21 protein-coding genes and 1 tRNA gene are annotated in these 19,971 nt (G+C 46.4%); 15 read left to right on the top strand and 7 right to left on the bottom strand.

Features of this window, described 5'->3' with window-relative positions:
- Positions 1–7 precede the first annotated feature (7 nt).
- Positions 8–92, bottom strand: a tRNA-Leu gene (locus tag BKB51_RS10140).
- 323 nt (positions 93–415) lie between these two features.
- On the opposite strand from BKB51_RS10140, the gene BKB51_RS20975 reads away from it, so the two are divergent.
- The 3 genes from BKB51_RS20975 (at position 416) to BKB51_RS10125 (ending at position 2,186) form a co-directional block, all read left to right on the top strand.
- The gene (locus BKB51_RS20975; protein WP_245813260.1) at positions 416–922 is read left to right on the top strand and encodes a cold-shock protein; all 507 of its coding nucleotides are present in this window, start codon (positions 416–418) and stop codon (positions 920–922) included.
- 153 nt (positions 923–1,075) lie between these two features.
- Positions 1,076–1,657 carry a YqaA family protein gene (locus BKB51_RS10130; RefSeq protein ID WP_085900987.1) on the top strand — a complete coding sequence of 194 codons (582 nt, stop codon included), beginning with the start codon at positions 1,076–1,078 and terminating at the stop codon, positions 1,655–1,657.
- A 19-nt stretch (positions 1,658–1,676) separates the two neighbouring features.
- Positions 1,677–2,186, top strand: coding sequence for a disulfide bond formation protein B (locus BKB51_RS10125; protein WP_085900986.1), 510 nt, complete (start codon positions 1,677–1,679; stop codon positions 2,184–2,186).
- A 50-nt stretch (positions 2,187–2,236) separates the two neighbouring features.
- Here the strand turns inward: BKB51_RS10125 and BKB51_RS10120 are convergent, their stop codons facing one another.
- From BKB51_RS10120 to BKB51_RS10110, 3 genes are all read right to left on the bottom strand, one after another.
- Positions 2,237–2,818 carry an HNH endonuclease gene (locus tag BKB51_RS10120; protein WP_085900985.1) on the bottom strand — a complete coding sequence of 194 codons (582 nt, stop codon included), beginning with the start codon at positions 2,816–2,818 and terminating at the stop codon, positions 2,237–2,239.
- A 266-nt stretch (positions 2,819–3,084) separates the two neighbouring features.
- A complete protein-coding gene (locus tag BKB51_RS10115) occupies positions 3,085–3,759 on the bottom strand; it encodes an alpha/beta hydrolase (protein WP_085900984.1) in 675 nt (224 codons plus the stop codon).
- A 125-nt stretch (positions 3,760–3,884) separates the two neighbouring features.
- Positions 3,885–4,514, bottom strand: a complete 630-nt coding sequence (locus BKB51_RS10110) for a DNA-3-methyladenine glycosylase family protein (RefSeq protein WP_085900983.1) — start codon at positions 4,512–4,514, stop codon at positions 3,885–3,887.
- 40 nt (positions 4,515–4,554) lie between these two features.
- Here BKB51_RS10110 and gluQRS point away from each other — a divergent pair, with 40 nt between their 5' ends.
- Positions 4,555–5,430, top strand: coding sequence for a tRNA glutamyl-Q(34) synthetase GluQRS (gluQRS, locus tag BKB51_RS10105; protein ID WP_085900982.1), 876 nt, complete (start codon positions 4,555–4,557; stop codon positions 5,428–5,430).
- Positions 5,431–5,453: 23 nt separating this feature from the next.
- Here gluQRS and BKB51_RS10100 read toward each other — a convergent pair whose 3' ends face one another.
- Both BKB51_RS10100 and ccrA read right to left on the bottom strand, forming a co-directional pair.
- The gene (locus BKB51_RS10100) at positions 5,454–7,112 is read right to left on the bottom strand and encodes an acyl-CoA dehydrogenase family protein (RefSeq protein ID WP_085900981.1); all 1,659 of its coding nucleotides are present in this window, start codon (positions 7,110–7,112) and stop codon (positions 5,454–5,456) included.
- A 208-nt stretch (positions 7,113–7,320) separates the two neighbouring features.
- The gene (gene ccrA, locus BKB51_RS10095; RefSeq protein ID WP_085901464.1) at positions 7,321–8,604 is read right to left on the bottom strand and encodes a crotonyl-CoA carboxylase/reductase; all 1,284 of its coding nucleotides are present in this window, start codon (positions 8,602–8,604) and stop codon (positions 7,321–7,323) included.
- A 189-nt stretch (positions 8,605–8,793) separates the two neighbouring features.
- Here ccrA and BKB51_RS10090 point away from each other — a divergent pair, with 189 nt between their 5' ends.
- The 8 genes from BKB51_RS10090 (at position 8,794) to BKB51_RS10055 (ending at position 16,181) form a co-directional block, all read left to right on the top strand.
- Positions 8,794–10,848, top strand: coding sequence for a methylmalonyl-CoA mutase family protein (locus tag BKB51_RS10090; protein ID WP_245813275.1), 2,055 nt, complete (start codon positions 8,794–8,796; stop codon positions 10,846–10,848).
- Between the two features lie 285 nt (positions 10,849–11,133).
- The gene (locus BKB51_RS10085; protein ID WP_085900980.1) at positions 11,134–11,313 is read left to right on the top strand and encodes a hypothetical protein; all 180 of its coding nucleotides are present in this window, start codon (positions 11,134–11,136) and stop codon (positions 11,311–11,313) included.
- 145 nt (positions 11,314–11,458) lie between these two features.
- Positions 11,459–12,316, top strand: coding sequence for a DUF4743 domain-containing protein (locus BKB51_RS10080; protein ID WP_085900979.1), 858 nt, complete (start codon positions 11,459–11,461; stop codon positions 12,314–12,316).
- A gap of 72 nt (positions 12,317–12,388) precedes the next feature.
- Entirely contained in the window at positions 12,389–12,586 is a 198-nt protein-coding gene (locus tag BKB51_RS10075; RefSeq protein ID WP_085900978.1) for a twin transmembrane helix small protein, read from the top strand.
- Between the two features lie 172 nt (positions 12,587–12,758).
- Positions 12,759–13,322 carry a cob(I)yrinic acid a,c-diamide adenosyltransferase gene (locus BKB51_RS10070; RefSeq protein ID WP_085900977.1) on the top strand — a complete coding sequence of 188 codons (564 nt, stop codon included), beginning with the start codon at positions 12,759–12,761 and terminating at the stop codon, positions 13,320–13,322.
- Between the two features lie 149 nt (positions 13,323–13,471).
- Complete coding sequence (locus BKB51_RS10065) at positions 13,472–14,221, top strand: electron transfer flavoprotein subunit beta/FixA family protein (protein ID WP_085900976.1); 750 nt, start codon at positions 13,472–13,474, stop codon at positions 14,219–14,221.
- Positions 14,222–14,223: 2 nt separating this feature from the next.
- Complete coding sequence (locus tag BKB51_RS10060) at positions 14,224–15,156, top strand: FAD-binding protein (protein ID WP_085900975.1); 933 nt, start codon at positions 14,224–14,226, stop codon at positions 15,154–15,156.
- A 140-nt stretch (positions 15,157–15,296) separates the two neighbouring features.
- Positions 15,297–16,181, top strand: coding sequence for a 3-hydroxybutyryl-CoA dehydrogenase (locus tag BKB51_RS10055; protein WP_179187994.1), 885 nt, complete (start codon positions 15,297–15,299; stop codon positions 16,179–16,181).
- Positions 16,182–16,301: 120 nt separating this feature from the next.
- Here the strand turns inward: BKB51_RS10055 and BKB51_RS10050 are convergent, their stop codons facing one another.
- Complete coding sequence (locus tag BKB51_RS10050; protein ID WP_158090200.1) at positions 16,302–16,880, bottom strand: TlpA disulfide reductase family protein; 579 nt, start codon at positions 16,878–16,880, stop codon at positions 16,302–16,304.
- 92 nt (positions 16,881–16,972) lie between these two features.
- Between BKB51_RS10050 and argH the strand changes: the two genes are divergently transcribed.
- The 3 genes from argH to lysA are packed head-to-tail and all read left to right on the top strand — an operon-like array spanning position 16,973 to position 19,904.
- Positions 16,973–18,343, top strand: a complete 1,371-nt coding sequence (gene argH, locus BKB51_RS10045) for an argininosuccinate lyase (protein WP_218044018.1) — start codon at positions 16,973–16,975, stop codon at positions 18,341–18,343.
- Positions 18,340–18,627, top strand: a complete 288-nt coding sequence (locus BKB51_RS10040; RefSeq protein ID WP_085900973.1) for a hypothetical protein — start codon at positions 18,340–18,342, stop codon at positions 18,625–18,627. The genes argH and BKB51_RS10040 overlap by 4 nt, the downstream gene beginning before the upstream one ends.
- 5 nt (positions 18,628–18,632) lie before the next feature.
- Positions 18,633–19,904 (top strand): diaminopimelate decarboxylase, encoded by a 1,272-nt coding sequence (gene lysA, locus BKB51_RS10035; RefSeq protein ID WP_085900972.1) that lies wholly within the window; start codon positions 18,633–18,635, stop codon positions 19,902–19,904.
- Positions 19,905–19,971 lie beyond the last annotated feature (67 nt).

Raw genomic sequence — 19,971 nt, 5'->3', positions numbered from 1 at the left:
AAATAAATGGTGCCCCCGGCCTGAGTCGAACAGGCACATCCGAAGATACGAGATTTTGAGTCACGCGCGTCTACCAATTCCGCCACGGGGGCACTTGTGGATGCGCATATTACTGATGCTTACGCCTTTGGCAAGCCTCGATTTCATTTTTATAATTTATCTAAAATTAGGCACAAAAATAACACAGAAATCCGGGGTTTTTGCTTTTCCAGATGAATTTTAGTAAACTATGACTAGAACTTAACCATTGATTAAGGTTACTATTAGTTTAAACGGCCTCTTTCTTGGGGGGAAGAATTTCATAAATAATGGCCGCCCATAAATCATAAAATTTCCCCCAAAAGCTCAAATTACACCCTCGGGAGGGGTTATATTTGAGTTCTACATTTAGGTTAGTCTGGAGCAACCGTGCGCCATGTTGGATACCAGTGTAATAGTAGATCAAACAGAAAATGAGATGCCTGACATACAGGCACGCGTAAAGTGGTTTAATGCCACTAAAGGCTTTGGATTTGTCCAGGCCGGGGAAGAATTACCCGACGCATTCCTTCATATATCCGTTTTAGAAAAAGCAGGACACCGATCTTTGCCCGAAGGGGCTGAACTAATCTGTGATCTGACTAACGGTGATAAAGGACTGCAGGTCAAACACATTCACAGTGTCGAATCCATGCCGGAACCGCCACCGCCCCCGGGCAGTGAAAGTGGCGAGCCAACCATCGAAGGTATTGTGAAATTTTTCAATGCCGACAAAGGCTATGGATTTGTTTCACCAGATGATGGCAGCAGGGATATTTTTATTTCTGCACGAATTCTAGAGCGATCAGGCATTTACCGCGTCGCCCAGAATCAACGTATCAAGATGGAAACCGAGGATGGCGACAAAGGCCCCTTAGCAACAATTGTTCAGCTCCTTGAATGAATACTGCTCATCTTGGTCAGCATCAAAGCAACTTAGGAACCACATTCCTTAAGAGTTAGAGATACGGCGTACCCTCTTACCTCGTATCTCTGCTTGACCTTCACGCTTTAGTCCTGTTTTCTTCGCTTCCTGACTAACAAAAGGAAGCTCACCGTGTTTCGTAGCCTTTATAACTGGACCATGGGTCTCGCAGCGCACCCGCATGCGCTTTTAGCTCTTGGCTTTATCGCCTTTATTGAAAGTTCAGTTTTTCCAATTCCACCGGACATTTTGATTATTCCAATGGTCTTGGCGGCACGTGATCAAGCCTGGAAAATAGCCCTTGTTGCCACAATCGCTTCTGTTTTGGGGGGGATGTTTGGCTATGGAATTGGTGCCTTCCTGTTTGAATCTATTGGACAACCAATCATAGAGTTCTACGGAAAGACAGAGTATCTGGAGGATTTCAGAACACGATATAACGACTGGGGCGCCTGGATCGTATTTATCGCAGGGGTAACACCTTTCCCCTACAAGGTAATTACGATTGCTTCTGGATTTTTTGAGCTTAACTTTACTGTTTTCAGTATATCTTCTCTTGGTGCCCGTGGGCTCCGGTTCTTTTTTGTCGCAGGACTTTTATGGTATTTCGGACAACCCATAAGAATATTTATTGAGAAATACCTCAATATTCTTGCCACAATCTTCTGCATACTACTGATCGGCGGCTTCGTTGCCTTGAAGTATCTTCTCTAAAAACTACAGGTCAGCAAAAATGGCTGCACTTATCGAGATTGTTAAAGATATCAAAACAGGATCAATGGCACTGGTTGCCATTGCATCCAGTGCAGCCGTTCTGGGGACCGCCTTAGCATTCCAATATATTGGCGGCCTTTATCCCTGTGTTCTCTGTATGTATCAACGCTGGGCCTATGTTGTCGCGACAGGTTTCGCCCTGTTGGCCTGGATTCTAAGGAAGCATCCAAGCTTCGCCCGATTGACACTTGGCGCAAGCAGTTTGTCATTTCTTGCTGGCGCTGGCATTGCTGGCTTTCACGTTGGTGTAGAAAAACAGTGGTGGGAAGGCACCAGTGAGTGTCAGGGCGATGCTCTTGATCTATCTGCATCTATAGAAGACCTGACAAGCCAGCTTATGGACCAGCCAATTGTGCGTTGTGATGTTGTGCCTTGGGAACTCTTTGGCATATCAATGGCGGGGTACAACATAATTATATCACTGTCTCTGGCCTTCTTCTGCTTATGGACAATCAAGGCAAGCAAATAGGCCTGTTGCACAACAGCTTCATTTCAATGCCCGAGCACAGCACCCACTAATCAATCCAGACACAAAGAGCCGTTATCCCGCTCAAGTTCAGCATCCCAATATAGAAAATCGTGCCAGCTTTCGTGAAGGTAATTTGGCGGGAAACCACGACCATTCTGGTTAAGTTCATGCACAGTCGGGCAACGAGGCCAGGATTTCAACATCATCCGAGCTTCTGATGGTGACCGCCCCCCCTTGGACAGATTGCAAGACTGACAGGCTGTAATAATATTTTCCCATGACGTGCCGCCCCCCTGACACCGGGGAATGACGTGATCAAAGGTCAGATATTCAGAAGCCTCCTGCACGCCACAATATTGGCAGGTAAATGCATCTCGTAAAAATACATTAAAACGCGTAAATGCCGGACGCCGATCCATTTCAACGTAACTCCTAAGGGCCACAACACTTGGAATACGCATTTGGAACGACGGCGAATGAACCTCGCTCTCATATTCAGAAACAATCTGAACCCGGTCAAGAAACACAGCTTTGATGGCATCTTGCCAGGACAAGAGAGAAAGGGGGAAGTAACTGAGTGGACGAAAGTCCGCGTTTAGGACCAACGCCGGATTAGCTGAAAAGGAAACCACGTTTTTCCTCCGTGGGATCTCAAAACACCAGGGCGAATGATACCAAAGCACCTAAACCGAACGATACTGAAGTATCTATTTAAAAGTAATGCTCTTTTCACCAACATACAACATTTTGTGTCAGAGTAACAAAAGAAACACAAAATTCAGATTCAACTGTCATAATTCAATTCATAAAACTGCAATCGATCGGATACAAAAAAGGCTCTTTTTCAGCACGAAAAAGAGCCCTTGTTCAACACCGCAAAAAGTGCGTTTTTCGAAGCCTACTCATCTTTAACAGCATAGCCGAGAATTTCAGTTACAAACCCGACACCCATTCGAATACCGTTTTCATCAATGCCATGTCCAAGCTTGGAGATCATTTCTTGATAAACAGTAATCTCATGCTCTGTCATAGCTTCAACAGCCGCAGGTAGAGCTTCTGGGGGCACCACTTCATCCTGATCACCGTGGATCGCCAGTACTGGACATTTGCTTGATAGCTCGTCCTTAAGTAAATCCGGCGCAACCAGCATACCGGAAAAGCACATCATGCCGGCAAGCGGCGATTTTTGTCGGAACCCGAGATGGTAGGCCATCATGGCTCCTTGGGAAAACCCCATAAGGAACACACGTTCCGGCGGCAATTTATAGCGCGCCATTTCTTCATCAATGAAAGCTTGCACGATAGGTGCGGCTTTTTGAATTCCATCGAGAATAAGATCGCGATCCCTGCTCATCAAACTGAACCACTGACGTCCCATAGGGGCCATATCACAAGGTTGATGCGCATCAGGAGAAACAATTGCAGCATCGGGCAGAGCATTCGCAAAATAAGGCGCAAGACCAATTAAATCCTGCCCATCTGCACCAAGACCATGCAGCATGATTATTAGTTCTTTTGCTGGCCCACCCGAGCTCGGCTCGTGACGAGGTCCAGTTAATGTTACCTCTGACATTTACATGCCCCCCATGAATAACTACCTACTTTTACACGATTTTTTTCTGCAGGTCATCTATTTTAGCCAAATGGTTAACAAATTCTCAACAATAGAGCCATCTAAAGAAGTTAAAATCTCTAAAATCAGGCGATACCAGCGTGGCGATAATAGTGCCATAAAAACCGGGCACCGGCACTCCGATAGGGGCGCCAACCTTCAGAAAGCTCATACATTTCCTTAGGCGATGGGCGGCTTTTCAAGTTTTTCAGATGCTTCATAGCTTCTTGCAAAGCCAGATCTGCAGCAGGCATAATGTCCGGACGCTTCAAAGCAAACAGAAGATACACTTCGCATGTCCACCGTCCGATACCCTTGGCTTGTATCAAGTGATCAACAACATCATCATCCGACATATCAGATAAACGTTCCAGCTTTAAGCGTCCCGCCAAAACATCTTCTGCCAGCCCTCGCGTATAACGTTGTTTTGGCCGGCTCAGACCTGCCGCTTTCATATCATCATCATCCAAAGCCAAAATGTTTTCCGGCGTGATCTCGCCAACCTGCCCCAGCAACCTCCCCAGAATAGCCTTTGCCGATTGCACAGAAACCTGTTGGGAAATAATCATCCCAACCAAGCCATTAAACCCGGCATCCTGCGATCGTGTTGGCGGTAAACCACATTCAAGATATGCTTTGGCTAGATCAGGATCTTGTTTGGAAAGCGCTTCCAAGGGAGCACGTAAAGCTTCATCCGGTATTATTTTATCACTCACGACTGGACTTTTTCCCTCTTCTCAATGCACATTCCATTTGATGACTACTCCTTTGGTGACAACATTGCCCCAACAGATCTTTCGTTTTGCGCCTTCGCCCAGCGGGCATCTCCATCTAGGGCATGCTTATTCCGCCCTCTTTAGCTGGGTGCAAGCGCGAGAACACGGTGCTCGGTTTATTCTGCGAATAGAAGATATAGACACCACGCGATGCCGCAAGGAATTCACGGAAGCGATTTACAAAGATCTTTCATGGCTCGGCTTGAAATGGCCTGAGCCTCCGCGTATTCAATCTGAACATATGGATGAGTACCATAAGGCTCTCACAAAATTACATAGCCAGAATCTTCTCTATCCCTGTTTTTGTACACGCAAAGAAATTCAAAACGAAGTCCAGCAGTCTGGCCGTGCACCGCACGGGCCAGATGGGATAATTTATCCTGGAACGTGCAGAAACCTATCCTTGGCACAAAGAGAGAAGCGTATAACACAGGGAGACAGCTACGCCCTACGTTTGGACATGGCACAGGCTTGTAACCTAGCAGGTGAATTATACTGGCAGGATGTAAGAAGAGGAAAGATCAAGGCAACACCAGAAATTTTTGGCGATGTTGTCCTTGCCAGAAAAGACATTCACACAAGCTACCATCTATCTGTTACCGTTGATGATGCGCTCCAAAACATTTCCTGTATCACTCGAGGCACAGATCTCTACGAAGCCACTCATATTCACAGACTTCTGCAGGCCCTGCTAAAGTTACCGGTTCCAATCTGGCACCACCATGATCTGATCCACGATGAAGAAGGAAATCGGCTCGCAAAACGACACAATGCCCTCGCCATCAGAGAACTCAGAGATCAGGGGCAAAGTCCTGAAGACATCAAAAGAATGGTTGGGATAATCGATCAGGGATGAGGATCGCGAAATTAAAAGGCAACTTAATTACGACTAGATAAAAGCCCACGCGCAATAACCTGTGCCTGAATTTCTGCGGCACCTTCAAAAATGTTCAAAATCCGTGCGTCGCACAGAACACGGCTGATTTTATATTCTTCCGCATAACCATTGCCGCCGTGAATCTGCAGTGCGTTATCTGCATTAGACCATGCAACCCGCGCCCCGAGTAACTTAGCCATGCCGGCTTCGATATCACAGCGACGATCCGAATCTTTCTCCCGTGCTGAAGCATAGGTCAATTGACGCGCAATCATGGTTTCGACAGCCATCCAAACCAGTTTTCCGTAAACTCTGGGGAAATTGTACAGTGATTTGCCAAACTGGATACGATCGTGCGCATATTGCATCCCGAGTTCCATAGCACACTGCGCAACCCCAACAGCTCTGGCAGCTGTTTGAATTCTTGCTGATTCAAAAGTTGCCATTAGTTGCTTGAACCCTTGCCCTTCCTCAGCCCCGAGCAAATTTTCTTTTTTGACTTCAAAACCATCAAAGCCAAGTTCGTATTCTTTCATGCCGCGATAACCCAGTACCTTAATTTCGCCACCGGTCATGCCTTCAGCCGGAAAATCTTCGTTCTCATTTCCCCGGGGCTTTTCCGCAATAAACATGGAAAGACCTTTATAACCAGGCTCATCCGGATTGGTTCTTGCCAGCAAGGTCATGATGTCACTTCGCGAAGCATGTGTAATCCAGGTCTTATTACCTGTTATTTTATAGCAATCTCCCGATAGTACTGCCCGTGCTTTTAAGGATCCTAAATCTGATCCAGTATTGGGTTCAGTAAAAACAGCTGTCGGTAAAACCTCACCCAACGAAATCTGAGGGAGCCACTTTTGCTTTTGCTCTTCCGTGCCGCCCAAGCGAATGAGTTCAGCAGCGATTTCTGACCGTGTTCCCAAAGATCCTAAGCCTATGTAACCACGGGATAGCTCTTCGGTCACGACACACATCGCCGTTTTCCCCATGCCAAGGCCACCATATTCTTCGGGAACCGTTAACCCAAAAATACCTAACTCCGCCAGTTGCTCAACAACCTCTATCGGGATGAGCTCATCTTTCAAATGCCATTCATGGGCGGCATCACTGTAATCATCGGCGACTTTTCCAAACTGATCCCGGACCATTTCCAGCGTCTCATCACCAAGCCCCAAAGCTCCGAAATCTTTGCTCTCAAGGCTATTCACCAACAGGTCGGCCAAGGCTTTTCTGTTGTCTTTTGTATTCCCGTCCGCAATCAACGCGCGGACATCGTCTGTATGAAAATTGAATACATCAGTTTCTTCTAGTCCCAAATCCTGAGGACGCAGGATTTCAACCTGGCTAATTGCAATCCCACCAGATAGTTGAGACAGATATTCGCCAAAGGCTATTTTGAGGATGAGCTGCTCGAGTTCGCGAAACTCAGCTTCATTATCCAACCGCTGCGCCCAAAGCAGCATATTCTCCAATGCAGATACATACGTCGCCATCCAGGCATAGCCATGGGCTGCAAACTGGTTCTCTTCGATTAAGCTTGCTGATATACGATCACCATCAGTCGTTTGCTTCACCAAATAATCACGCGCCTTCTCCTGCAAGGATTTGGCCGAGATAATCGCTTTTTCACAACAAGAAAAAAACACATGGTTTTCAGACATTTTTCTGCCTCTTATAGAATTAACCAGTCATAGATTCTCAAAGAAACTGCCCCTCAAATATCAGAGATCAAATAGCTGAGCAGAAATCTATCGGAACAAGATCTAACAATAAAAAAAGGCCGATAAGCGCAACGCCTCTATCACAAAGAGCGACAGAGATATGCACCCGTATTTGCATAACCATCACACTTATCGGCAGCAGGAAACTTTAAGCGTCAATCACATCTTCCAGTGTACGTAACCCTGGTCGTGTTGACTGAACTAACACAGCCATATTTCCAGGCTTGTGTTCATTGTTCATCATCTTGGTATGTGCCCGTGGGATATCATCCCATGAAAAGACTTCTGACATACAAGGGTCCAGACGCTGTTCAATAACCAATTGATTTGCTTGGGACGCCTGTTTCAGATTGGCGAAGTGACTACCCTGAATTCGCTTTTGACGCATCCATACAAATCGCGCATCAAACGTCAGATTGAAGCCCGTTGTACCAGCACAAAAAACAACCATGCCCCCACGCTTAACGATGTTACAGCTTACCGGGAAGGTTTGTTCGCCCGGATGTTCAAAGACAAAATCAACATCATTACCCTTGCCGGTAATATCCCAGATTGCCTTACCAAATTTACGAACCTCTTTCATATAATCCTTATAGCCTTCGACATCATTCACCTCGGGCAAGCGCCCCCAACAATCGAAATCCCGGCGGTTCAAAACCCCCTTGGCACCAAGAGACATCACAAAATCACGTTTGGTTTCATCAGAAATAACACCGATTGCATTTGCACCGGCCGTGGCAATTAACTGGATAGCCATAGAGCCCAAACCACCAGAAGCCCCCCAAACCAATACATTATGACCCGGCCTCAAGATATGAGGACGATGCCCGAACAACATGCGATAGGCCGTTGCCAGGGTCAGGGTATAACAAGCGGACTCTTCCCATGTCAGGTGACGGGGACGATGCATAAGCTGTTGAGACTGGACCCGCGTGAACTGCGCAAAAGATCCATCAGGTGTTTCGTAACCCCAAATACGTTGGGAGGTAGAAAACATGGGATCACCACCATTGCACTCTTCATCGTCCCCGTCATCCTGATTACAATGAACAATGACTTCATCGCCAACTTTCCAGCGTGTAACTTTTGACCCCACAGCCCAGACAATCCCGGACGCATCAGATCCCGCAATGTGATAGGGCTCCTTATGGACATCAAAAACTGAAATAGGCTTCCCAAGACCAGCCCAGACACCGTTATAATTAACGCCTGCCGCCATCACGAGAACAAGAACTTCATTGTTTTCTAGCTTTGGGATATCTACGACTTCAACCTGCATCGCCTGCTCAGGATTACCCTGACGCTCCCGGCGAATGGTCCAGGCATACATCTGCTTTGGTACATGTCCCATCGGGGGAATTTCCCCAACTTCATAGAGATCTTTTTTTTCCTGGTGTGCCGTAATGTCCACGACTTGTGCTGTTTCACTCATCTTAGCCTTATCCCCATTCATGCCACCTTTCTGGTGGTCTTTGATGTCGCCCGGAATGGCAAAAACTTTCTCACTGTTGAAAATCAGTTTAGCTCGAGTTGATTTTTTTGCAACGCACAATTATTATATTTTTACTAAACACTAGATAATATAGTAATTTTATGTCTATATTTTAACAAAATAACGACAATAACGAAAAATTCAGGGAAATTTCGGATGTCTGAGGGCTCACAAAAAACAAACAACAACGCACATGCAGCAAAAACGATTGATCGCCCTTGGTTATTCAGAACCTATGCCGGGCATTCCACGGCCAAGACATCCAACGAACTCTACAAAACGAATCTGAAAAAGGGGCAAACAGGCTTGTCTGTCGCCTTTGATCTTCCAACGCAAACAGGCTACGACTCGGATCATGTTTTAGCTCAGGGTGAAGTGGGCAAAGTAGGTGTTCCCATCTCTCACCTGGGGGATATGGAAACACTGTTTCACGAGATCCCATTGGATCAAATGAATACATCCATGACCATCAATGCGACTGCCCCTTGGCTATTGGCGCTCTACATCGCCTGCGCAGAGAAACAAGGTGTGGACCGCAGCAAATTATCCGGAACGACACAGAACGATTTGATCAAGGAATATCTGTCTCGCGGTACCTATATCTTCCCACCGCAGCAATCAATGCGCCTTATCACTGATGTGATTTCCTTTACCTATAACGAAGTTCCTAAATGGAATCCCATGAATGTCTGCTCCTACCACCTTCAGGAAGCCGGTGCGACACCCGTTCAGGAACTTGCCTATGCCTTGGCAACAGCCATATCGGTTCTTGATTCGGTTAAGGCATCAGGACAAGTGCCGGATGAAGATTTTTCAAGAGTAGTTGGCAGAATTTCATTTTTTGTAAATGCGGGAGTACGCTTTGTAACAGAGCTTTGCAAAATGCGAGCCTTCACACGACTCTGGGATGAAATCTGTCAGGAACGGTACGGCGTAACCGAAGAAAAATACCGACGCTTCAGATACGGCGTTCAGGTCAATTCTCTTGGCCTCACGGAACAACAACCTGAAAATAACGTCTATCGCATCCTGCTCGAAATGCTGGCCGTTGTCCTTTCCAAAGATGCCCGAGCCCGTGCCGTCCAACTTCCAGCCTGGAATGAAGCTATGGGACTTCCACGGCCTTGGGACCAACAATGGTCACTGAGATTGCAACAAATTGTAGCCTTTGAATCCGACCTTCTTGAATATGGCGATATTTTCAATGGCTCTACAGAGATCGAGAACAAAGTTCAGGCGCTCATGGCCGAAACAAAAGAAGAGCTTGCCCGCATAGACGAAATGGGGGGCGCAGTCGCCGCCGTTGAAAGCTCTTACATGAAGGGGAAATTGGTTGAATCAGCCGCACAGAGATTCAGAGATATAGAAAGCGGCGATCTCACCGTAATCGGGGTCAACAAGCATACAGAAACAGAACCCTCTCCCCTCACCACAGGGGAGGATAGCGGCTTCCTAAAAACTGATGACGCCGCAGAAGCTCAACAAGTTGAAAAATTAAAGCTCTGGCGTCAAAACAGAAATGCTGATGATGTCAAACAGGCACTTTCCCAGCTAAGAGCTGCGGCCATGGAAAACAAGAACATCATGGAAAGCTCGATTACCTGTGCGCATGCAGGGGTCACAACAGGCGAATGGGCGCAAACGCTTCGCGAAATTTTTGGTGAGTTTCGCGCGCCGACCGGGGTTGGCCAGAGCACGCTAAACGAAAATGATCGGGACAGCCTCATAAAGATACGCGCAGATCTGAATCAGTTGACGGAAAAACTGGGCCGTCGCCCCAAAATGCTTGTTGGCAAACCGGGTCTTGATGGTCATTCAAACGGCGCAGAACAAATTGCGGTTCGCGCAAAAGAAGCTGGATATGAAGTCGTTTACGAAGGCATTCGTTTAACACCAGCACAGATTGTAAACGCCGCGCTGGAAGAAGGTGTTCATATTATAGGTCTCTCCATCCTTTCCGGATCTCACCTTCCCTTGGTAAAAGAAATCATCCTGAAAATGGAAAAGGCAGGAATTCCCGACATCCCAGTAGTCGTCGGAGGCATTATCCCAAAAGAAGATGCTGAACACCTGCTGAAATTGGGTGTATCCGCAGTCTATACACCAAAGGATTTTGATCTCGGTTCGATCCTGAGCGACATAACAAACATTTTGTCTGCGCCCTATAAAACGGCTGCAGAGTAACTTCCTATATCCGTTTCATTAGACGGGAAAACAGCTTTAAGAGAGAATTAAGTCGAGTGATTTTCCTTCAAAAGGTAAGGAGATAAATTTGAGTTGTAATTCGTGCTCACTAAAAAGTGAATTCTAATCACAAAAGACTGCTCCCATTTAACCATAAGAAAGTTTATGCATGGCCCTTGTAATAGTTGATGCCATCCATACATAGATCATCAAATTCAATTTTTCGTACTTAGACATTTGTTTTGTCAGTACTATTCAGCTCAATTAATGAGCAAAGAGATCAAAATGAACCTTATTTTTCGCATCGCTTTTTCAGCTGCCCTCCTTGTCTTTGGCGTCATGTTCCTTGGACGATCTCACGCACCTAGCGTTCAACCCACAGCTATTCTTGAATCAAAAAGTTCCTTTGAAGCCCCCAAAGAGTTAATGGAGCTAAAAAAACCAAGCTCAACTCAACACGGTTAATATAAACTTTTCAAAACGGGCTTGAATCCGACCACCTGCTTTGTTTTAAAGTTTTACACATAAATCTCATTGCCAATAAATCGGGGAAACCGCAATATACTCCTGAAATAATGCCTCCCCGCAGCAAATAATTCAGGAGTTCTCTTTGTCTCTGTTAGAGCGCGTCAAAGCTTGTCATTTCTGGCAACCGGAAAATTACCGTACCTTCATTATCAATAATGAAGTCCATGGGCATATCACGCATGATTTGGCGACAAGGTTAAAAGATTTCAGCTCTGCCTTTAATGTGTCATCACAAAGCGTCACTCTCTCAGATAAACTAACAACATTTGAAAGCCGCACCAGCGAAGTCGAGAACGTGATCAAAGTGCTGGTAAAAGAAGGCACCATTCCAAGGTGGCGGGATGAAGAATACGCCGTAACCAATAGCTGGCACCGCCCCCCTCTATTCAAAATGGATCGCGGGGCTTCTGGCCATTTTGGCATTCGTAGCTACGGCGTTCATGTCAACGGCCTCGTTCAAACGGAACAAGGATTGAAGGTTTGGATTGGAAAACGCTCCTTGTCCAAACCCAATGCACCAGGAGAACTGGATCATATCGTCGCGGGGGGACAACCCTATGGCTTGAGTATATTGGAAAATCTGATCAAAGAAGCTGAAGAAGAAGCCAATATACCACGCGCAATATCATCAACCGCCAAAGCAACAGGGATGGTCACCTATCGTTGTGAACGGCCCGATGGTTTAAAAAATGACCATCTCTATACATATGATCTTTATCTGGATGAGAGCTTTGTTCCACAAAACATGGACGGAGAAGTCGAAGAATTTTACCTTTGGTCAATAGAAGAAGTCATCGATCGCATCACAACTACGGATGATTTCAAATACAATGTCAGCCTTGTTTTGATACATTTTCTGATCAGAGAAGGTTATCTCACCCCTGATCACGAGACCTATTCAGATCTGATCGAAGGCATGCACCGCCAAGACATTGTGTAATAATTCGTAAAACCAGACAAACGAATACTAGACACAGAGATAATTCCAAGAAAATAATTCGGAAACATACTTATGGACAGTTTTTTAAATATCTTGATGGTGCTTTCCCTTGTTGCTGTCGTTGTCATCCTTTTTGCAGGGCTTATCAGCATGGCCCGCGGCGGTGAATACAACAAACAACACGCCAACAAATTCATGCGGTATCGTGTTTTAGCACAAGGAATTGCACTTATTATTTTCCTGATCGCATTTTGGGCCAAGAACCAATAGGAACAGGTTAAAACCGCTGAACACTCCTCGATAAGAAAAATTTCAGCTTTATTCGTCAAAAGTCAGTCGCATCGGTGATATATCATTCAACTCCTTCCAAGGTATTCTTTCCCGTAGTTAAAGGAAAAGGAAGGACGATAAACTCAACCCTTTAGAAAGAGAGCTTGCTGTAATGGTTCAATTGACACGCATTTACACAAGAGGTGGCGACAAAGGTAAAACGTCGCTTGGTTCAGGTAAACGCGTCCATAAACACGACCTCCGTGTTGAAGCTTATGGAACCGTTGACGAAACCAACGCCATAGTAGGTATTGCACGATTACACAGCAAAGATCTTGTTGATGACATTCTGGCACGTATTCAAAACGACCTTTTTGATCTTGGCGCAGACCTCTGTTGCCCGGAAGAAAAAGATCCGGAATACCCTCCTTTAAGAATCACTGCCGAACAGGTAGAGAGGCTTGAACAGGAAATAGATGATTTGAATGCTGATTTAGCACCTTTAAAATCGTTTATTCTTCCCGGGGGGAGTGAAATTGCAGCTTACCTGCATCAAGCCAGAACAGTTTCACGCAGAGCTGAACGATTGATATCAGCCCTAAGTCAAACCGAAGAGATCAACCCCGAAGGATTGAAATATATAAATCGTCTTTCCGATTTGTTTTTTGTTCTGGCTCGCCATGTCAATGACAAGGGTGCCAAGGACGTGCTCTGGGTACCCGGGGCAAACCGATGATCTTCGGGAGAAAGTCTTCAGGGATCATTGACAGTGTATGTCGGCGGGCCTAAGGTTCCCGGCGACTGGCTGTTAGAGAGTAAAGTGACGGACTTATAGATTCTTGTCATTTTGCTTAGGTAAAGCGCGAATATTAAGGATACTTCTAGATGAAAGTACTCGTCCCAATCAAACGCGTTATAGACGCGAACGTGCAGGTTCGGGTTAAATCTGACCAGACTGGCGTTGAATTAACAAACGTCAAAATGGCGATGAACCCGTTCTGTGAGATTGCGGTTGAGCAAGCTGTACGCATGAAAGAAGCTGGCATCGCCAGTGAGATCATTGTTGTTTCAGCTGGACCAGCCCAGGCTCAAGAAACTCTCCGTACTGGCCTTGCTATGGGCGCAGATCGTGGCATTCACATTCAGAGCGATGAAGATCTACAGCCATTGGCGATTGCCAAGCTGCTAAAAGCTGTTGTCGCCAATGAAGAGCCAGGTCTCGTAATCCTTGGGAAACAGGCAATTGATGGTGACAACAACCAAACCGGCCAGATGCTATCTGCCCTTCTTGGTTGGTCACAAGGCACTTTCATCTCTGCCGTTGAAGTGGCTGGTGACAAGCTGAACATCACTCGTGAAGTTGATGGCGGCCTGCAAAACGCAAGCCTCAAAATGCCAGCTGTTCTAACTGTTGATCTTCGTTTGAACGAGCCACGTTATGCGTCGCTCCCAAACATCATGAAAGCGAAGAAAAAACCTATCGACGCAACATCACCTGCTGATCTTGGCGTTGACGTAACTCCACGCATCAGCACGGTGAAGGTAACAGAGCCTCCTGCACGCGATGCCGGTGTTATCGTTGGTTCCGTTGCTGAACTGGTCGACAAACTCAAGAACGAAGCAAAGGTGATCTAACGATGTCTATTCTTGTTATCGCCGAACACGACAATGCAAGCATCAAGCCTGCTACCCTAAACACTGTTACCGCAGCGACACAGCTGGGTGATGATGTTCACGTTCTTGTTGCGGGCTCTGGCTGTGCCGCAGCAGGTGAAGCTGCTGCAAAGATTGCGGGTGTTTCCAAGGTTCTTGTTTCTGATGCTCCTGAATATGCTCAGGACATTGCAGAAAACATTGCGCCATTGATCGTTAATCTTGCTTCTGGTTACAGCCACGTGCTGGCACCTGCAACGACCTATGGCAAGAATATCCTTCCACGTGCTTCTGCACTGTTGGATGTTCAGCAGATCTCAGAGATCACAGCAATTGAATCTGCAGATACCTTTGTCCGTCCGATCTATGCTGGCAATGCACTGGCAACTGTTCAGTCTTCTGATGCCATCAAACTTATTACCATTCGTGGTACTGCTTTTGATGCTGCAGCAGAAGAAGGCGGATCAGCCGCTGTAGAAACTGTTGATGCAACAGGTGATGCGGGCCTTTCTACTTTCGAAGGCCAAGAGCTGACAAAATCCGAACGCCCTGAACTAACAACCGCTGGCGTTGTTATTTCTGGTGGTCGCGGCATGCAAAACGGTGAAAACTTTGCAATGCTGGAACGCGTGGCTGATAAGCTTGGTGCTGCTGTTGGCGCATCACGTGCCGCTGTGGATGCCGGGTATGTACCAAATGACTACCAGGTCGGTCAGACAGGTAAGGTCGTAGCACCAGACCTCTACATTGCAGTAGGGATCTCCGGCGCTATTCAACATCTTGCCGGAATGAAAGACTCAAAGGTCATCGTTGCTATCAATAAAGACGAAGAAGCTCCAATCTTCCAGGTTGCTGACTATGGCCTGGTTGCGGATCTCTTCGATGCAGTTCCCGAGCTTGAAACCGAGCTTGGATAAATCTTTTGCTTTATCTCTCTCACTTATTGAGACTTGATATTTCAAAGATCGATCTGCAATGATACCCTACGACAAGACGCTATCAAACATGGTAGCGTCTTGTTTTAAATTATAGAGTAGCGGAAAGGCTCGTGAAGAGTATGACTATTCAGGATATTAAATCCGTTGGCATTATTGGCGCAGGGCAAATGGGCAGTGGTATTGCACACGTTAGCTCCATTGCTGGCTTTGATGTTCACATGGTCGATGTCAATCAAGATCAACTTGATACAGCACTCGCCACCATCAAAAAGAACATGCAGCGCCAGGCTTCCAAGGGAAAGATATCCGAATCTGACATTGCCACAGCTTTAGGCCGAATTAAAAATTCACAAGAACTGGAAAGCCTTTCTGACTGTGATGTCGTTATTGAAGCCGCCACTGAAAACGAAGAAATAAAAAAGGATATCTTCCGTAAAGTTTGTCCTTTGATGAAGCCGGAAGCCATTCTCTGCTCCAATACCTCGTCCATTTCCATCACGCGCTTGGCTGCAGTTACAAGTCGCCCGGGTCAATTCATGGGCATGCACTTCATGAATCCTGTACCAATCATGCAGCTTGTGGAATTGATTCGCGGTATTGCAACAGAGGCAGACACATATCAAGCAATAAAGGATATGACCCACAAGCTGGGCAAAACATCTGCTTCATCCGAAGACTTTCCAGCCTTTATTGTGAACCGTATCCTTCTGCCTATGATCAATGAAGCCGTTTACACCCTCTATGAAGGTGTCGGCACAGTTGATTCGATTGATACTGCCATGAAACTGGGTGCGAACCATCCTATGGGACCATTGGAATTGGCCGATTTTATCGGGCTCGATACCTGCCTTGCTATTATGTCCGTCCTTTATGACGGTCTTGCGGATACCAAATACCGCCCCTGCCCTCTGCTGGTAAAGTATGTAGAAGCAGGCTGGGTTGGCAAAAAATCAGGCCGCGGTTTCTATGATTACGGCGGCGACACCCCCGTTCCAACACGCTAAAACGAATTTAAATACCAATATAAAAGAGCCATTGTGTTTTTCACAGATGGCTCTTTTTATTTCTACCGCATAGACCAGTCAGATTCGGCCCAATCCGAGATTTGGTTTAATACAGGTTTTCTATTTCGCCGTATAAAAATCAACCAGTGTCTTTACTTCTGGCGCATCCCATTCAAAAGGCCCGATAAGCGCCCCGACAATCATCCCCTCTTTGCTAATCAAATAAGTTGATGGTAGGCCCCGCAATCCAAAAGCTCGAGAAACCCGGCCTTTGGGATCAACGTAGGCTGGTAAATTTTTCAGATCTTTATCCGCAAAAAAGGGAAGTACTTTTTTAAGTCCCGCTCTATCTTCTGAGAGCGTGACAACCCGAAAGAGATCACTGCCCAATTCAGCCTGCAATCTGTCCAAATCCGGCATTTCCTTCACACAGGGTGCGCACCATGTTGCCCAAAAATTCAAGAGAATAACCTGCCCCTCCATTTCCTTGAATGAGCGGAGTTTCCCCTCTTCATCCTGAAAGGTTTCGATCGGCACTGGAATAGGTGGATCGAACAGAGTAAAGTTCCCTTCGAGTCGCCCTTCAAGTGGAGGTTTATCTACTGCTCCAGCAAATGACACGCTCATCAAAAGCGTTACAGATGCTGCAAATAGCATGTGAAGAAAACCGGACAGGCGAAGGGCTTTAATCTGGATCATTTGTACAAGTCCATAAAGTCGTAAGACCGAATAAGGCGAAAGAGAATACCGTGTCAGAACCAAAAACAACCAGTGAGACATCTGCGAATGCAATGTGGGGCGGACGCTTTAGCGTTGGACCTTCCGAAGTTATGGAAAAGATCAACGCTTCCATCGATTTCGACAAACGCATGTCCGCACAGGATATTGCGGGGTCAAAAGCTCACTGTAGCATGTTGGTTAAACAAGGTATTATCAGCACAGAAGATGGCAATGCAATACTTCAGGGTCTAGACACAATTTCGCGAGAAATTGAAAACGGCAGTTTTACCTTCTCGGCGGCACTGGAAGATATTCACATGAATATTGAAAACAGATTGCGTGAACTCATCGGTGATGCCGCAGGCAGATTACACACCGCACGCTCGCGAAACGACCAGGTAGCAACGGATTTCAAGCTTTGGGTTCGCAGTGCGATTGACGAATTGGATAAACAAACGGGTCTTCTGATCGAAGCCTTGATCAAGCAGGCAGAAGAAAATTTCGACGTTATTATGCCGGGTTATACTCACCTTCAGGCTGCTCAACCTGTGACATTTGGTCACCACATGCTCGCCTATGTAGAAATGTTCGGGCGTGACAGAAGCCGACTACAGGATTGCCGTAAACGATTGAATGAATGCCCTCTGGGTGCTGCCGCTTTAGCCGGAACATCTTTCCCCATCGATCGGCATATGACAGCTGAAGCACTTGGCTTTGACCGTCCAACGGCAAACTCGCTTGATTCAGTATCTGATAGAGATCACGCATTAGAATTTATGTCCTCTGGCGCAATTCTGGCAACTCACCTTTCGCGTTTTGCAGAAGAGCTCGTGATCTGGTGCTCTCAAGGTTTCGGCTTTGTCACACTTTCCGATGCCTTCACTACGGGCAGCTCTATCATGCCACAAAAGAAAAATCCGGATGCGGCGGAGCTCATTCGCGGTAAAGTTGGGCGCGTCATAGGTTCAATGAACACCCTGTTTGTTGTCATGAAGGGTCTGCCACTGACCTATGGCAAGGACATGCAAGAAGATAAAGAGCCTGTGTTTGATGCTGCCGACACGCTGATATTGAGTGTTACAGCCATGACTGGCATGGTCAGCGATATGGTTGCTAACCGGGACAAACTTCATGCCGCAACAGCGGATGGTTTTCTTACAGCAACAGACCTCGCTGACTGGCTGGTTAAGGAACTCAATCTTCCTTTCCGGGATGCCCATCACGTCACAGGTACAATTGTTAAACTGGCCGAAGACAAAGGCTGTGATATAAGTGATTTGAGCTTAGAGGAAATGCAAAGTGTAGAAGCCCGCATTTCTCAGGAGATATTCAGAGTTCTCACTGTTGAACAGTCTGCACAAAGCAGAACAAGTTTTGGCGGCACGGCACCTGAAAATGTTAAGGCCGCTGCGAAAGCTGCCAGAGAGAGATTTTTGTCATGAAACAAACCTGGATTGTACTAGGACAACAAGTTTTCAGTAAAAGATCTCTTGCAACGGCAACTCTTATTGGCGCAGGTTTGCTTCTTGCCGCGTGCGGTAAAGTCGGCAGCCTTGATCGCCCTGGCGGAGATTGGGAATATCCACAGCAGTACCCTTATCCACCTGCTGTAACACCAAACTCCTCGACAACTGGCACGCAGACGACGGATCAACAAAACGCTATACCCGAGAGTTTACAAATACGTAAAAATTCGAAGGTCAAGACAAAGACATACGGACAGTAAAAATTATGAGTGCCTTTGAATACCGCCATGGTCAGCTTCATGTCGAAGACCTGCCACTGGAAGAAATCGCCCGGGAAGTTGGAACACCTTTCTTTTGTTACTCCACCCAAGCGATGGTGAATGCATATAACTCTTTTTCTGATGCTCTCGCAAAAGCAGGGGTTAAAGGCACAATCTGTTACGCACTCAAGGCAAACTCTAACCAATCGGTTATCCAAACACTTGCGAAAGCAGGGGCAGGAGCAGACGTAGTTTCAGAAGGAGAATTGCGCCGTGCTTTGGAAGCTGGTGTCGATCCTAAAAAAATTGTCTTTGCCGGCGTCGGTAAAAAACCGTCAGAGATGGCTGTTGGGTTAAAAGCAGGTATCCTACAGTTCAATGTTGAATCCTTACCAGAGTTGGAAGCCCTTTCCACTATGGCCCAGAAAATGGGTGTCACTGCCCCGGTTGCTTTCAGAATCAATCCTGATGTCGATGCAAAAACCCATGCAAAAATTTCAACAGGAAAAGCTGAAAACAAATTTGGGATTGATATTCCAAGCGTCCGAAACTTTGTTGAGCAAGCCAAAGCACTCCCGAATATTGCGGTCGAAAGTCTGGCTGTCCACATTGGGTCACAACTAACGGACGCCAGTCCCTTCAAAGATGCCTTTGCACGACTGGCAAGTCTCTATAGCGAACTGCAAAGTGCTGGTCTGCCACTGAAACGTATCGATTTTGGTGGTGGTCTCGGCATTCAATACAATGATGAAACGCCTCCTGACCTAACAGAATATGCACAAGCTGTGAGCGAAGCCATGCAGGGGTTAGACGCGGAATGTATCTTTGAGCCCGGTCGTTTTCTGGTTGGGAATGCAGGGGTTCTGGTAACAGAAACCATCTACGTTAAGGACGGCACAAACCGCCGCTTTCTAATCATTGATGCAGCCATGAACGATTTAATCCGACCTTCACTTTATGATGCCTGGCACGACATCACCCCATTGAAACAACCTGTTGACGGTGCAACACTCACACCATGTGATATCGTTGGGCCAATTTGTGAATCAGGCGATACCTTTGCGACGCAAAGACCTCTACCTGAAATAGCAGCAGGTGATTTACTGGCAATGGAATCAGCGGGTGCCTATGGTGCTGTTATGGCGTCGAGCTACAACACACGACTGAATGCTCCCGAAGTTTTGGTCAAATGTGATCAATATGCAATTGTACGTAAGCGTATTGATTATGATACACTGATAAAACAGGACATTCTGCCTCAGTGGTTGTCAGAATAATATAAGCGACCTTTTCTCTTTTCTTTAAAGGGGCGGTATGTCCAAATGAGCCTACCAAAGGAACATA

Source organism: Kiloniella majae (assembly GCF_002118315.1).
Classification (GTDB): Bacteria; Pseudomonadota; Alphaproteobacteria; order Kiloniellales; family Kiloniellaceae; genus Kiloniella; species Kiloniella majae.
Note: the sequence above shows the minus strand (reverse complement) of the source record. Positions and strands in the feature narration are given on the sequence as shown.

Bases quoted from the DNA above. Each gene is read 5' to 3' on its own strand.
- BKB51_RS10100 (WP_085900981.1), bottom strand. From the start codon at position 7,112: ATGTCTGAAAACCATGTGTTTTTTTCTTGTTGTGAAAAAGCGATTATC.
- BKB51_RS10065 (WP_085900976.1), top strand. From the start codon at position 13,472: ATGAAAGTACTCGTCCCAATCAAACGCGTTATAGACGCGAACGTGCAG.
- BKB51_RS10060 (WP_085900975.1), top strand. From the start codon at position 14,224: ATGTCTATTCTTGTTATCGCCGAACACGACAATGCAAGCATCAAGCCT.
- BKB51_RS10085 (WP_085900980.1), top strand. From the start codon at position 11,134: ATGAACCTTATTTTTCGCATCGCTTTTTCAGCTGCCCTCCTTGTCTTT.
- BKB51_RS10070 (WP_085900977.1), top strand. From the start codon at position 12,759: ATGGTTCAATTGACACGCATTTACACAAGAGGTGGCGACAAAGGTAAA.
- BKB51_RS10040 (WP_085900973.1), top strand. From the start codon at position 18,340: ATGAAACAAACCTGGATTGTACTAGGACAACAAGTTTTCAGTAAAAGA.
- argH (WP_218044018.1), top strand. From the start codon at position 16,973: ATGTGGGGCGGACGCTTTAGCGTTGGACCTTCCGAAGTTATGGAAAAG.
- BKB51_RS10055 (WP_179187994.1), top strand. From the start codon at position 15,297: ATGACTATTCAGGATATTAAATCCGTTGGCATTATTGGCGCAGGGCAA.
- BKB51_RS20975 (WP_245813260.1), top strand. From the start codon at position 416: ATGTTGGATACCAGTGTAATAGTAGATCAAACAGAAAATGAGATGCCT.
- lysA (WP_085900972.1), top strand. From the start codon at position 18,633: ATGAGTGCCTTTGAATACCGCCATGGTCAGCTTCATGTCGAAGACCTG.
- BKB51_RS10075 (WP_085900978.1), top strand. From the start codon at position 12,389: ATGGACAGTTTTTTAAATATCTTGATGGTGCTTTCCCTTGTTGCTGTC.
- gluQRS (WP_085900982.1), top strand. From the start codon at position 4,555: ATGACTACTCCTTTGGTGACAACATTGCCCCAACAGATCTTTCGTTTT.
- BKB51_RS10125 (WP_085900986.1), top strand. From the start codon at position 1,677: ATGGCTGCACTTATCGAGATTGTTAAAGATATCAAAACAGGATCAATG.
- BKB51_RS10115 (WP_085900984.1), bottom strand. From the start codon at position 3,759: ATGTCAGAGGTAACATTAACTGGACCTCGTCACGAGCCGAGCTCGGGT.
- BKB51_RS10050 (WP_158090200.1), bottom strand. From the start codon at position 16,880: ATGATCCAGATTAAAGCCCTTCGCCTGTCCGGTTTTCTTCACATGCTA.
- ccrA (WP_085901464.1), bottom strand. From the start codon at position 8,604: ATGAGTGAAACAGCACAAGTCGTGGACATTACGGCACACCAGGAAAAA.